The following is a 13,331-nucleotide window of genomic DNA, read 5'->3' on the forward strand; positions in this document are numbered from 1 at the left end:
ATTTTTATATCGTAGGCAAGCAACGGCCCTGTGAAATTGCTTCAGTAATAATTTGCAATCTGGTGGCGGCAGCTTTTTGTATAGCGGGGAATTGCTCTGCCACTTTCGATGTCTGCATTGCCAATTGACTTGGATCGGTAGCAAGCCCGGAAATTATTTCAATTGCGCAAGCCTCAAATTCGTCACCCCCTCTTGCTGCGGGCACTATAACCAATCCTGTCCCGGCATCTATTTCGGAAATGCAACCTCTGTTTGTGGCAACCACTGGAACTGAGTGCGAGAGTGATTCAGCAATAGTAACTGGCTCTGCTTCATTTGCGTATATCGACGGGAACAGGAGGATATCTATGGAATCAAAAAATGATTTTTTTGCTGCACCATATACCGGGCCCATATGGTCGATATAGTGTGAACTGCGTTGCAAATGTTGTTTGAATTCGTGAGAGATGGTTTTATCAACCGGGCCTGCGATCAGGCCTTTAATATCCGGGTGAATTTTCTTAAGAGATTCCATTATACGGAAGTACAAAAATATACCTTTTTCAGAGGTTATATTAGACAGAAAGCCGACTCTAAGCGCGTTCGTAGTAGTCCGTATTTTTCTGTGGGAGCCTTGCTGTGACGGGCGAAATGAGACGTTAGACAGCTTTGCGGAACGCATTAAATCTATTTTGTAAGTATTCTTGAAATCCTGCTCCATACACTGACATAGAAATATATGGTTTGCATTACTTGCGAGCCGATTCGCCCAGACCATTGCTGGGTGAGACTTTGTGATGTATGTGTAATTGTGATGATGAAGCCACAAAGTGTGTTTGCGCACTCTAGCAAGCGCTATGTGGAGCAGATCGACATACAACCCGCCGCCGCCCGAGAGTCCAATATATGTCGTCTTGGAATGTGGCGCCAAAATAGCGTGCCGCCCAATTCCCCAGAAGGCTTTGATTAAGTCGGTCAAAAGAAAACGGCGACCCATGAAAAATGGTGGCGTTCGCGTAACCGTGTGTACGATGGTGTCCGGTTCGCTCCCAATTGCCTTCGACATCTTCTCTGTAATATCTGAGAATCCGTGCACTGGCGGCGGATATGCACCAATAGCAATCACATGATTTTTGCTAGTCATATTTTTTTAGTAGTCTGATAGGTGCCTGCTGACTTCGTCACTAGATATATATACGGGAGCAGGACGAATACCACCCCCTTCAATGCCTGCGGCAAGAAGCCGCGCGAGTAGTAATAATAGCCGACAAAAACCGCGAGTAATCCTCCGCCAATTTCTCGGTGGAAAGTGCAACCCGCGCCCGCGTATACAGCGCCTATGTACCAGCGACAGAATAAGCCAAGTATTAGTAGTGCAAACGGCAGCGCCGTATAACCACCAATGATCAGATACTCTCCGATATATGGATACGCTGTGGCGCTCTTGAGCGCCTCATCCGATATAAGACCAGCGAGCACAGCTTCCATGTACGAGTTGGCGCCCTTGTTTGGGAAGAGAAAACGAGGCAACCACTCTTCGGCGGCGAGAGCAAGCGGGCGGAGTCCTAGACTTCGATCTTGATTTACAAAGTCGTTAATAATGCTTAACTCGCCGAATATAATATTAGATTCAGCAAGTGCTCCGTAGATCATGTCCTCGGTGTTTTGACTTTTGACCGCATTAATATCCACCCCTTCGAATTTTGTTCGCGCAAGTGTCAGCAGCGAGAAGCCAATTATCAGCAATAAACCCGCGACTATAATTAATGATCGTCGCCGCAGTATCTTCGAGGGAGCTCCGATTAAGTCTGGAGCCATGAAACTCGCAGATAGTATCGGTGCCATTAATAATATGGCTTTATAACGAAACCCCAAGAATAGTGCGTAGCATAAGAAGATCGACAATATACCGATCTTTGCTGTTTTGCTTATTTTTGTCCCCACTAAATATAGCGCAACCGGGATTAACAGGTCGGAAAACTGGTAGGCGATCAGCAGGAATCGATCACCTTCATTGAATCCCCCTGCTGATAATACGCTTAGGCTGGTATATACAAGTCCCAAAGCCCCAATTATCGCAAAAACAAATAGGGGAGTTTGGTTTGCGCTATAGTTTTTCAAATTCGGTGCCATAATAATTAATTTTCTTGGGGCTATCCAATCTGCCAATTGGACAATTACCAAGACCGAGAATGAAGACCAACTCAATAGTAGTGCAGCTGAAATTATTTCATCGGAACCCCAATACACCCCAATAAAACTTGAGCTCCTAACATTTATCCAATAACCTGGTCCTAGATAAGCGTAGTAGGTTGAACTTAAAAGGAAAAATGCCGCAAGTGGACGGTGTTCGTGATTCATAATTCGAATCATTATGGCGATCGCTCCCAGTGGCAGCACCAACGGCCATGTTCCTTCTAGCATTTCATTCCCTTCGAAATATTTTTACTGGCCCAAATTGCCGCGACTAAATAGACAACTGCTTCACATGCGGCAAGGCAAATATATATAGCTTGAATGTTCTTGTTGGCAAGGGTTGTGAATCCAACTACAACCAATCCTTTCGTCAAGATTTCAATTATTGCAACTGCATTTGCGACTCTATATTTTCCTAATAACGTTAGAGTTTGTTCAAAGCTGGAGGTTAATAGTCTTACGATCATTAGAGGCGCTATTGCGATAGCGCATGCAAAGACTTGCGCACTCCAAAAACTTAATTCTTGGCCAGCCCTGATAGCTGGGATGGCTGCGACGACCAGTAGCGAATACGGGAGCGCCGAAGTGGCTTCTCGTATAAAGGCAGACCTAAACCCATTTTCCGTCCCCTGTTCGACGATTCCACTCGCACGCTTGCTAACGGATAGCAGGTAGAACTGAACTGGAATTTCGAGTATCGGAAATGCCAGTTTCATTGAGCCAGCCATGCTTGGCCCAGTCATCCAAAGTACGAGCAAAACATCGCTTTTCCTCAAACAAAACTGCAACGCGCTAAATGCTGCGCTCCACGCATTGATGAGTGTGGAAAGTGGTGTTTTATCACTCGGTGCGCTAGGGTACTGTTGAGCTGTCAACGTTGTGTATATGAGCGCTACGGTATTGGCGAGCAATAGTATGAGCAGTGGTGACGCGGGAGTCAGCATACTGCCGGTTAGGTATGCTAGTGTAACGAACGGAAGGCATATTATGTATCGAGTGAGCGGCTCTATTACTTGTGAGTTAACGTTGCCCAGCCCTCTTAGCACAGCCAATTGAAGTAGCGACAAAGATTGGACTATGAGATTTAATAATAAAAGTAGAATTGCCCAAGTGCTGAATTGGTGGACAATATAGTTTGCAGTCGCAATTGCGGTTGTTGCTATTGGCATCCCAATGGCTAAAATTTTTACCAATTGCCTTCCTGTTGGACGTCCTTTCGTTGTTGCGCTCCATTGTGTGAGGCTGAAAGACGCGCCGCAGATTGCAGCTATCAGTGCTAGTTCAAGCAATGAGGTCATAGCTGAATATACCCCGAAATCCACATCCGACATGGATTTACTCAACAGCAAGCTTACGCCGAATCCTATTGGGTATAGAAGCAATCTCAGCAGCAATGCTGTCATTTCATTAATTTCGAATTAACTTATAGTATATATATTTTGCGACCCTTGAGTAGGTCACAATAGCAGCCGTTCGTAGATACCCGCCCTTCTGGCGTTTTAGCACCGCTTGCATTCCCAGTTTGGCTTTACCCTGAAAATGTAGTGCCAGCATATTTATATATATTCCGTCAGTAGTGGTTGCGTATACCTTGCCTCCTTCAAAAGTCAACTTCTTGAATCCAAATTGCGTCTGATACTGGTTTTTGCATTCATTGTCTGAAACAGTGATATTATGGTCGATTGCAGCGCCGTTGTATACAGCATTGGTGCTTGTTGTTTCGCCAATGTTTGTGGACCACAAATAAAGTAGCGACATGTCTGTGACCCCACCAGGGATATTCTGTGATTTAAAGTGTTGTTCTATATTCTTTAGTTCTTTTAGGATCTTATCGTCCGTGTAGGCATTGCGAAGATATCCAAGAAAATCCTGAAGCGCAGTGCGAGTCCAGTAACTGATGTGTGGTGAGAGCATTTTCGCGACTTCGCTTTCTCCTTGAACTCGCGAACCGGCAAAGTTTTTTCCGCTACAAATCTTGTTCAGGTGGATATCGATACCAGGAAACAACAATGTGTCAGAGTCGATTAAGACAAAGCGCTCCACATTATTTTTTTCCAGCCAATTGCCCAGAAGAAAATATCTCCTGAAACATATGAGCTCGAATGCTGGGCTATTAGTTGATAGATGGTGATATTGCCGGCTGAATTGGAGATACGAATCACCAGCATTTGTTTCTTTTATTATTTGCAACGTTAGGCCGGCCTCCTCACATGATTTCGCGCAATTCCGAATTGTCTCGTTTTCTCGATTTTCAACTACCACAAAAGTTAGCTGGTTTTTAGGCATGAATTTTCTGTATTATTTTGTTTAGAGGCAGTTATTTTGTAAAGACACATTGCACTGGTAGGCCGCATCTGCTTGGCAAATACCGTTCGTCAGTCTTGTACTGTCGTTCCAGCCGAGAGTGTATGCATTTTTAATTTCAAGTGAATTCCACGGTGTCTCATCCAGTTTGATCGCATCAAACACGATCTTGCCCGTGAAGCCGACCACCTTTACGACCGTCTCAGCCAACTCGCGAATCGGCACGTCTTCGCCTGTGCCGATATTTACCAAGGGCCCGGTGTAGCCAACCTCTATCAAGTGCATGCAGGCGTCGGCTAGATCGTCCACGTACATGAACTCGCGCATCGGCGTGCTACTGCCCCGTACGACGTATTCGCTTTCGCCGCACGGTTTGGCCTCGTCGGCCTTGCGAATTAGGGCAGACAGCACCTGGCTGTTGTTCAGGTCGTGGTTATCATTTGGCCCAGAGAGGTTGATGGCTGATGTACTGGCGGCCGTACTGCGCGTTGTAGGTTTCGTAGGGTTTGATACCGGCGATCTTGGCGATGGCATAAGGCTCGTTGGTCGGTTCCAGCGGGTCGGAGAGCAAATACTCTTCTTGGATGAGCTTCGGGCAGTCGCACAGGTAGATGCAACTCGAGCCCAGAAACATCAGCAGCTGCACGCCGCCCAGGTCGGGGCCGGCGAAGAAGGCGACAACCGGTGTAGGCAGGATTCCCTTAGGACATCGCTGCTTGGCCGATTTTGCGGTGGCCACCGAAATGGCCGGAGTGCTGCCGCACATGAACGGCACCTCGTTAGCTGTTCGAGATTGCGGCTCTGCCCTCACAACGCCCGCCCAGCCAACTTACTCGTGATGATCAAACGCCGTAAACCCCGCCATCTTCACGAGGCTGTCCTTGCGCGCCGCCGTGTAATCGCTCTCGATCATTTCCTTGACCAGTTCGTCGAAGGTGGTGCGCGGCGTCCAGCCGAGCTTGACCTTGGCCTTGGTCGGGTCGCCCAGCAGGGTTTCGACTTCGGTGGGGCGGTAGTAGCGCGGGTCGACCTTGACGATCACGTCGCCGACCTTGCACTTGGCCTTGTCGCCTGTCACGGCTGAGACGTAGCCGAATTCCTTCTCGCCTTCGCCCTCGAAGGTGATGGTGATGCCGAGTTCGGCGGCCGCCTTCTCGACGAACTGGCGCACGCTGAACTGCACGCCGGTGGCGATGACGAAGTCTTCGGCCTGGTCCTGCTGCAGCATCAGCCACTGCATTTCGACGTAGTCGCGCGCGTGGCCCCAGTCTCTGAGGGCGCTCATGTTGCCGAGGTAGAGCGTTTCCTGCAGGCCGAGCGCGATGCGGGCCACGGCACGGGTGATCTTGCGGGTGACGAAGGTCTCGCCGCGGATCGGGCTCTCGTGGTTGAAGAGGATGCCGTTGCAGGCGTAGATGCCGTAGGCCTCGCGGTAGTTCACCGTGATCCAGTAGGCGTACATCTTGGCCACCGCATACGGGCTGCGCGGGTAGAAGGGGGTAGTTTCCTTCTGGGGGATTTCCTGCACCAGGCCGTAGAGCTCGGAGGTACTGGCTTGATAGAAGCGGGTCTTCTTCTCCAAGCCGCAGATGCGGATGGCTTCGAGCAGGCGCAGCGCGCCGATGCCGTCGCAGTTGGCGGTGTATTCGGGCTCTTCGAAGCTGACGGCAACGTGGCTCTGCGCGGCCAGGTTGTAGATCTCGTCGGGCTTGACCAGCTGGACGATGCGCACCAGGCTGGTGGAGTCGGTCAAGTCACCGTAGTGGAGCGTGAAGTTGCGCTGCTCGACGTGCGGGTCCTGGTACAGGTGGTCGATGCGGTCGGTGTTGAACAGGCTGCTGCGGCGCTTGATGCCGTGGACCTGGTAGCCCTTCTTGAGCAGGAATTCTGCGAGGTAGGCCCCGTCCTGGCCGGTGACGCCGGTGATGAGGGCTACTTTTTGGGCGGTCATGGTTTTATCTTCCTGAATGGGTTTTGTAGGGGTCAAGCGGAATGCTGGGTGTGGAACGGCGCAGCCTCGTAGGCGCGCTTGATGCCATCACGCAGGCTGGTCTTGGCCGTCCAGCCCAGGCCCTTGAGGCGGCTGACGTCGAGCAGCTTGCGCGGCGTGCCGTCGGGCTTGGTGGCATCAAACACGATGCGGCCCTCAAAGCCGACGATATCCATCACGGTCTCGGCCAGTTCGCGGATGGTGACGTCTTCGCCGGTGCCGATGTTGACCAGCGGGCCGTCGTAGCCGGACTCCATCAGGTGGACGCAGGCGTCGGCCAGGTCGTCGACGTAGAGGAATTCGCGCTTGGGAGTGCCGGTGCCCCAGACGGTGTACTCGGCGTCGCCGCGCAGCTTGGCTTCATGGGCCTTGCGCAGCAGCGCGGGCAGCACGTGGCTGTTGGCGAGGTCGTAGTTGTCGTTGGGGCCGTAGAGGTTGGTCGGCATCGCACTGATGTACTGCCGGCCGTACTGGCGGTTGTAGCTCTCGGCCAGCTTGATGCCGGCAATCTTGGCGATCGCGTAAGGCTCGTTGGTGGGCTCGAGCGGGCCGGTCAGCAGGTAGTCTTCCTTGATGGGCTGGGGACAGTCGCGCGGGTAGATGCAGCTCGAACCCAGGAACATCAGGCGTTGTACGCCGGCCAGGTGGGCGCCGTGGATCAGGTTGCTCTCGATGAGCAGGTTCTGATAGAGGAAGTCGGCGCGGTAGAGGTTGTTGGCCTGGATGCCGCCGACCTTGGCGGCGGCGATGAAGATGTAGTCGGGCTTCTCTGCGCTCAAGAAGGCGTGCACGGCGCGCTGGTCGATCAGGTCCAGCTCGGCGTGGGTGCGGGTGATGAGGTTGTCATAGCCCAGCGCCTGCAGGCGGCGCACGAGGGCCGAGCCCACCATGCCGCGGTGGCCGGTGATGTAGATCTTGGAAGTCTTGCTCGGGATGGCAGCGTGCGGCACGCGGGGTCCTTTAACGATCGGTTAATTCGGAGCGGAGTAGAACGAAACGCTCGGCCGGTGTCCAGACCACCTTTAGGGTGCGAAGCACGAAAAAGCGCAAATACGAGGTATTTTTGCCACTTATTTGCAGGATCAAAATCAGCGCAATCAGCGAGGAAATGAACTGGCCTGCAAAGCAAGTTGAAAGTCACAGGTCAGATGAAACCGAAGCCGATATACCCCCCGCGAATAAGGGGGCCTGACCTCAAACGCGTTGGCTGTGGCGTGTGAAGCGCGCAACGCAGCAGGGGCCGAGTCCGGTTTTTCGAGAACTAATGCACGATTTCGATTCACGACACCCGGCAACAACCCTTAGACTGAAATTAAGCATTGGTTACAAAGTGCCCGATCCAGAAAAAAAGCCATCGACTGGCCCGTGGGAATTCGTACACGCCCGCACCCCTCGAATGGGTGCTGCGGCCCATGCGTTCGGCGGAAGACAGGCGGATTGCGGCTCTAATCGCGGCCATTCAAATGCACAACATCAAGGGAGGTTCATGAAAATATTGGTGCATGGCATCAACTTCCACCCTGAACCCACAGGAATTGGCAAGTACACCGGCGAGATGTGTGAGCGCCTGGCGGCCATGGGCCATGAGGTGCGGGTCGTGACGGCACCGCCCTACTACCCGGGCTGGAAGATCAATGACGGCTGGAGCAACCGCTACAGCCGCACCACATGGCGTGGCGTGGATGTGTGGCGCGCGCCACTGTGGGTGCCGGCCAAGCCGACGGGACTGAAGCGGGTGGCGCATCTGCTGAGCTTTTCGATCCTGGCACTGCCGCCACTGCTGCTGCAGGCTTTCTGGCGCCCCGACGTGGTGATGGCGGTGGCGCCTGCCGTGGTGTGCGCTCCGTGGGCCGGCATGACGGCGCGGCTTTGCGGCGCACGGGCTTGGCTGCACGTGCAGGACTTTGAGGTGGATGCAGCGTATCAGCTGGGCCTGCTCAATAGCGGTGGACTGCGGCGGCGTGTGATCACGGGCCTTGAGCGCTTTTTGCTGCGCAGCTTTGATCGGGTGTCGACCATTTCGCACCGCATGCTGGACCGTGCCCGCGACAAGGGCGTGGCCGAAGAGAAGCTGGTTTTTCTGCCCAACTGGGTCGACACGCAGGCGATTTCGCCGCTGACGCAGCGCAGCACCTATCGCGACGAACTGGGCCTGAGTGACGACACGGTGGTGGCGCTGTTCTCGGGCACGATGGGTGGCAAGCAGGGGCTGGAGCTGCTGCCGCTGGTGGCACGGCAACTGGCCCAGACGCATCCCAAGGTGATGATGGTGTTGTGTGGCAACGGCATGGTCAAGCCTGAGCTGGAAGCGCAATGCGAAGGCCTGAACAACGTGCGCATGCTGCCGCTGCAACCGGCGGAGCGCATGAACGATTTGCTGGGCATGGCGGACATTCATCTGCTGCCGCAGCACCCGGGCGCAGCGGATCTGGTGATGCCGTCGAAGCTGTCGGGCATGCTGGCCAGTGGTCGGCCGATCGTGACCACCACACACGAAGGCACGGAACTTGAACGGCTGGTCAGTGGCTGCGGCCGCGTGGTGACGCCCGGCGACGCCAGTGCGTTTGCGGAGGCCCTGCGGGAACTGGCCGACAACGCAGCGCTGCGTCAAGAGTTAGGGACGGCGGCGCGCCGCTTGGCGGAACAGCACCTGTCATTGACTGCGGTGCTGAACCGGTTGGAGGTGTGTCTGCTGGCGTGTGCTAACCACTCAACCTCGGGGGTTGAGTTGCCCGGAGAACACCAACACAATTCGTAGTGTTTGATGTTTTTTCAAATCTGCGTTGTTCATCGGGACAACGTATTTTTCAACTGGAGTAATTGAATGACGAAATTCAAAGCAATCCGCACTGCCGCATTGGCATTGGCAGTGATCCTGCCGATGACTGCAGCAGTTGCAGCATCGGCCCGTCGTGGCGCAGCGCCGCCGGCACCTCTGCCTGCAGGCGTGGTGAAGAACACCACCGGCACGACGCCGCCGCCGGCCGTTGTGGTGGCACCCAAGTGCACGCCCAACACCATCAGCCCTTGCTAAGCAGGAGCAGGTTCTGGTCAACACGTACGTGATGCGCTGGAACTACGCCCGGCAGGCTGAACTCGGCCTGCTGGGCTTTTTTGTGCTCGCGCTGATCTGGGCACCGATTCCGCTGGCCAGCAACCGGGACTGGGGTGTGGCCATCCTGGCCGCATGGGTGTGGCTGCTGTTGGCTGCCACGCTGGCAGTGCAGGCATGGATCACCTGCCGCCAATACCGGAACAGCCTGCTGGAGCAACGGGCCGACAGCCGGCGCGGCCGGCACGACATCGTGGATTTGGTGGATGCCAATCCACCCGGCAGCACACGCGGCGCCTGGTTGATGGCAGCGTTGCTGGCCTCATTTGGCCTGTGGTGCGCCCTGCCGCTGCTGGGCTACGGCTACACGGCGGATGCGTTCAGCACGCGGCAGTACGTATTGCGCAGCGCCACTTATGTCGGCGCTTTCATGGTGGTGCTGCGCCTGGTGAACACGCCCAGGCGACGACTCTTCCTGATGTACGGCGTTCTGACATCGGGCGTGCTGCAGGCCCTGGTCGCCGTGGTGCTGTTTTCTGCAGGTTCGCAGTACGAGATTTTTGGTCATCCGGCAGGCAACCTGCGTGCCAGCGGCACCTTTGCCAACCCGGATCATTTGGCCCAATTCATGGTGCTGAGCCTGGCGGCGGGCCTGGGCATCATGCTGTCGCAGTTGGGTAGCGCGCAGGCCAAACCGCGCAATGCGCGTGAGCGCGCGCTGGCCCTGATGCGCTTCGTGATGTCGCCCAAGATGCTGGTACGCCTGCTGCTGGTGCTGCTGGTGCTGACACTGGTGCTGACGCGTTCGCGCGCGGGCAATGGTGCGTTTTTCCTGGCGCTGTTTCTGCTGGCGGGCTGGGTGATGGTGACGTCCCCGCGCTTGCGCATGCCCGCAGGCCTGCTGGTGGTGAGCCTGCTGGTGGTGGACTTGATCGTGATCGGCCAGTGGGTCGGGCTGGAGAAGGTGGTGCAGCGCCTGCAGGCCACTGAAATTGCCCAACAAGCTGAGACGGCTGCCTCCGGCCCTGCCACACCGGCACGTGTGGTCTACCGCGAAGAAACGCTGGAAGAGCGCATGCGCGCAGCCAAGGATGCCCTGGTGCTGGTGCAGCAACGGCCTTGGACAGGCTGGGGTGGCGGTACGTTCTACACCGTGTTTCCGCAGGTCAAGAAAGATTCGCTGGCGCTGCGCTATGACCATGTGCACAACGACTACGTGGAAATTGCCGCCGACACGGGCCTGACGGGGCTGGCGCTGCTGGGGCTGGCGGTGTTGCTGACGGCTTGGCGCTTGCTGCGCTTGATGAGCGACCACACGCCCGCACTCGACCGTGGCTTGGCGGCGGGGATTGGAATGGGGCTGTTCTGCGCCCTCTTGCACGCGGGGGTGGACTTCAATTTGCAGGTCACCACGAACGCGTTGATGCTGACCGTACTATTGGCAGTGGCCTGGAGTGTGCCGGTTCCTGCACGCCCCGAAATGAAATCAAAGTGAAATCCATGAATCAGATCCAAGTCGCGAATCAGCCTCTGCCGCTGGGCCAGCCTGGGCAGCCGATGCCACCGTTCGCACCTGTGCAGCTGGGCTTGTCGGACGAGAGCAAGCTGGCTTTGCTGGAGTACTGGCGCAGCATCCGGGCGCGCAAATGGCCCATCCTGGGCTTGGCGCTGATGTTCGCGCTGCTGGCCGGCGCCGTGGCGTTTTCGATGACGCCGATCTACCGCTCAACCGCCACGGTGCTGGTCGAGCAGGGCAAGGCCAAGGTGCTGTCGTTCGACGACATGTTCAACAGCCAGATGCAGGGCAAGGAGCATTACCAGACGCAGGTGGAGATCCTGAAGTCGCGTGACGTGGCGCTCAAGACTGCAACCTCGATGAAGCTGTGGACCCTGCCGGAGTTCGATCCGCGCAAGAACAGTGACGGCCTGGCCAAAAAGGCGCTGGCGATGGTGGGCATCACCGACGCGCCGCAAGAGTGGACTGACGAAAAGCTGGCCAATTCGACCGTGCGGGCCGTGATGGCGCAAACCACGGTGGAGCCGGTGCGCCTGAGCCAGCTGGTGAAGGTGAGCTTCGAGTCAGCAGACAAGGATCTGGCCGCACGCACGGCCAATGAACTGGCGGCACGCTATATCGACGCTGACCGTGAGGCACGATTCAAGCAGGCCCAAGGCCTGAACGGCTGGCTGGAGACGCGCGCCACCGAGTTGCGCAGCAAGCTGACCGAGTCGGAAACCCTGTTGCAGCAGTACCGTGAAGAACAGGGCCTGCTGAACCTGGAAGGTTCGGCACAGACCCTGGCAGGCCGCAAGATCACGGAAGTGTCGACCCGGCTGGCGGAGGCCCGGGGTCGCCGACTGCAGCTGGAGAGCGCGTATCAAGGCATCACGGCCATCAAGAATGGCGACTACAGCAACATTCCCGCCGTGGTGAGCAGTTCGGCCGTCCAAGGCGCACTGCAGCGCGAGGCTGAAGCCAGCCGCAATCTGGTGCAGTTGACCGAGAACCTGGGCAGCAGCCACCCGAACGTGCTGGTGGCGCAGAGCGCACTCGATGAAGCCCGCACCTACAAGCGCGCCCAGATCCAGGCCGTGGTCAAGAGCGTGCTGGAGGAGTACACCAACGCTCGCCGCTCGGAAGCGGCGCTGGACGGCGAATTGAACACCGCCAGCGGGCGCGTTCAGGACGTGAACCGCAAGGAGTTCAAGCTGGCAGTGCTTGAGCGCGAAGTGGCGTCGAACAAGCAGCTCTACGACATGTTCGTGATCCGCACCAAGGAGCTGAGTTCGGGCAGCGATCTGCAATCGGCTGTGGCGCGGGTGGTGGACCCGGCAGTGGTGGTGAACATTCCCGTGCGGCCCAACAAGCAGCAGATCGTGGTGGTGGCGTTTGTGCTGGGCCTGCTGGTCGGGTGCATGGGCGCACTGCTGGTGGAGCGGCTGGACAACACCATCAAGGGGGGGGAGTCGGCGGAGGCCAAGCTGCATCAGCCGGTGCTGACGGTGCTGCCTGCAGTCAAGGAAGAAGACTCGCCCAAAGTGGGCCGACTCTTTCTGGAGGCGCCCAGTTCGCACCACTCCGAGGCGATGCGCACGGCGCGAACGGGTCTGCTGCTGTCAAACATTGACGAGCGCCATCGGGTGCTGCTGTTGACGTCAAGCCTGCCTGGCGAGGGCAAGACCTCGACCTCAACCAATCTGGCATTGGCATTGGCGCAGACCAAGCGCACGCTGCTGATCGACTGCGACATGCGCAAGCCGCAGATTGGCGTTCGCCTGGGCCTGCCGGCAGACGCGAAGGGCTTGTCGAACCTGGTGGCGGGCACGTCCACGCTGAAGGAATGCGTGCATGCAGTGGAAGGCAGCTCGCTGATGGTGATTCCGTCTGGCGACGTGCCGCCCAACCCACTGGAATTGCTGCTATCGCAGCGCTTCAAGGATGTGATTGCGCACTTGAAATCGCAGCTGGACTTCATCGTGATCGACTCGCCGCCGGTGGAACTGGTGAGCGACGCGCTAGCGATTGCGCCTGTGGCCAGCGAGACGGTGTTCGTGGTCAAGGCCAACCAGAGCACGCACACGATGGCGCGCAAGTCCCTCAACCGACTGCAGCGCGGTGGCGCGCACATTCAAGGCGTGGTGGTGAATGGCATGGATTTCGAGAAAGCCCAGCGTTACTACGGCAACGACTTTGATCACAGCACGCACAGCACCTATGGCGGCACCTACGGTGCGGGCTATGGCGTGAGCTATGGGGAAAAAGCGGGCGAGAAGCTGGCTCAGCCCGCAGCGGCTGCGACCTGAGGAGCA

At 56.4% G+C, this 13,331-nt stretch carries 10 protein-coding genes and 1 pseudogene; 3 read left to right on the plus strand and 8 right to left on the minus strand.

Translation table 11 applies throughout. The annotated features are described in order from the left end of the window. Nucleotides 1-4 precede the first annotated feature (4 nt). The 7 genes and pseudogenes from AC5IG3_RS04530 to AC5IG3_RS04560 all read right to left on the minus strand — a co-directional run bounded on the left by AC5IG3_RS04530 (nt 5) and on the right by AC5IG3_RS04560 (nt 7,419). Entirely contained in the window at nt 5-1,123 is a 1,119-nt protein-coding gene (locus tag AC5IG3_RS04530; RefSeq protein WP_491905117.1) for a glycosyltransferase family 4 protein, read from the minus strand. After that, the gene (locus AC5IG3_RS04535; RefSeq protein WP_491905118.1) at nt 1,120-2,340 is read right to left on the minus strand and encodes a hypothetical protein; all 1,221 of its coding nucleotides are present in this window, start codon (nt 2,338-2,340) and stop codon (nt 1,120-1,122) included. Before AC5IG3_RS04535 ends, AC5IG3_RS04530 begins: the two co-directional genes overlap by 4 nt. A gap of 56 nt (nt 2,341-2,396) precedes the next feature. Further along, a complete protein-coding gene (locus AC5IG3_RS04540) occupies nt 2,397-3,578 on the minus strand; it encodes a hypothetical protein (RefSeq protein WP_491905119.1) in 1,182 nt (393 codons plus the stop codon). A 4-nt stretch (nt 3,579-3,582) separates the two neighbouring features. After that, nucleotides 3,583-4,461, minus strand: coding sequence for a hypothetical protein (locus tag AC5IG3_RS04545; protein ID WP_491905120.1), 879 nt, complete (start codon nt 4,459-4,461; stop codon nt 3,583-3,585). Between the two features lie 21 nt (nt 4,462-4,482). After that, nucleotides 4,483-5,245 (minus strand): annotated as a pseudogene (locus tag AC5IG3_RS04550) (NAD-dependent epimerase/dehydratase family protein). Nucleotides 5,246-5,308: 63 nt separating this feature from the next. After that, nucleotides 5,309-6,430 carry a GDP-mannose 4,6-dehydratase gene (gene gmd, locus AC5IG3_RS04555; RefSeq protein ID WP_491905121.1) on the minus strand — a complete coding sequence of 374 codons (1,122 nt, stop codon included), beginning with the start codon at nt 6,428-6,430 and terminating at the stop codon, nt 5,309-5,311. A gap of 32 nt (nt 6,431-6,462) precedes the next feature. Then, a complete protein-coding gene (locus AC5IG3_RS04560) occupies nt 6,463-7,419 on the minus strand; it encodes a GDP-L-fucose synthase family protein (RefSeq protein ID WP_491905122.1) in 957 nt (318 codons plus the stop codon). Nucleotides 7,420-7,865: 446 nt separating this feature from the next. Between AC5IG3_RS04560 and AC5IG3_RS04565 the strand changes: the two genes are divergently transcribed. Beyond that, nucleotides 7,866-9,227, plus strand: a complete 1,362-nt coding sequence (locus AC5IG3_RS04565; protein ID WP_491905123.1) for a glycosyltransferase WbuB — start codon at nt 7,866-7,868, stop codon at nt 9,225-9,227. Nucleotides 9,228-9,256: 29 nt separating this feature from the next. Here the strand turns inward: AC5IG3_RS04565 and AC5IG3_RS04570 are convergent, their stop codons facing one another. Further along, the gene (locus AC5IG3_RS04570) at nt 9,257-9,490 is read right to left on the minus strand and encodes a hypothetical protein (RefSeq protein ID WP_491905124.1); all 234 of its coding nucleotides are present in this window, start codon (nt 9,488-9,490) and stop codon (nt 9,257-9,259) included. Between the two features lie 44 nt (nt 9,491-9,534). On the opposite strand from AC5IG3_RS04570, the gene AC5IG3_RS04575 reads away from it, so the two are divergent. Together AC5IG3_RS04575 and AC5IG3_RS04580 are read left to right on the plus strand one after the other, a co-directional pair. Further along, entirely contained in the window at nt 9,535-11,016 is a 1,482-nt protein-coding gene (locus AC5IG3_RS04575) for an O-antigen ligase family protein (protein WP_491905125.1), read from the plus strand. Between the two features lie 5 nt (nt 11,017-11,021). Further along, nucleotides 11,022-13,325, plus strand: a complete 2,304-nt coding sequence (locus tag AC5IG3_RS04580; protein WP_491905126.1) for a GumC family protein — start codon at nt 11,022-11,024, stop codon at nt 13,323-13,325. Nucleotides 13,326-13,331: the final 6 nt, after the last annotated feature.

This window comes from Leptothrix sp. (in: b-proteobacteria), assembly GCF_965250675.1.
Lineage (GTDB): Bacteria > Pseudomonadota > Gammaproteobacteria > Burkholderiales > Burkholderiaceae_C > Sphaerotilus.

Bases quoted from the DNA above. Each gene is read 5' to 3' on its own strand.
- AC5IG3_RS04530 (WP_491905117.1), bottom strand. From the start codon at position 1,123: ATGACTAGCAAAAATCATGTGATTGCTATTGGTGCATATCCGCCGCCA.
- AC5IG3_RS04535 (WP_491905118.1), bottom strand. From the start codon at position 2,340: ATGAATCACGAACACCGTCCACTTGCGGCATTTTTCCTTTTAAGTTCA.
- AC5IG3_RS04540 (WP_491905119.1), bottom strand. From the start codon at position 3,578: ATGACAGCATTGCTGCTGAGATTGCTTCTATACCCAATAGGATTCGGC.
- AC5IG3_RS04545 (WP_491905120.1), bottom strand. From the start codon at position 4,461: ATGCCTAAAAACCAGCTAACTTTTGTGGTAGTTGAAAATCGAGAAAAC.
- gmd (WP_491905121.1), bottom strand. From the start codon at position 6,430: ATGACCGCCCAAAAAGTAGCCCTCATCACCGGCGTCACCGGCCAGGAC.
- AC5IG3_RS04565 (WP_491905123.1), top strand. From the start codon at position 7,866: ATGGGTGCTGCGGCCCATGCGTTCGGCGGAAGACAGGCGGATTGCGGC.
- AC5IG3_RS04570 (WP_491905124.1), bottom strand. From the start codon at position 9,490: ATGGTGTTGGGCGTGCACTTGGGTGCCACCACAACGGCCGGCGGCGGC.
- AC5IG3_RS04575 (WP_491905125.1), top strand. From the start codon at position 9,535: ATGCGCTGGAACTACGCCCGGCAGGCTGAACTCGGCCTGCTGGGCTTT.
- AC5IG3_RS04580 (WP_491905126.1), top strand. From the start codon at position 11,022: ATGAATCAGATCCAAGTCGCGAATCAGCCTCTGCCGCTGGGCCAGCCT.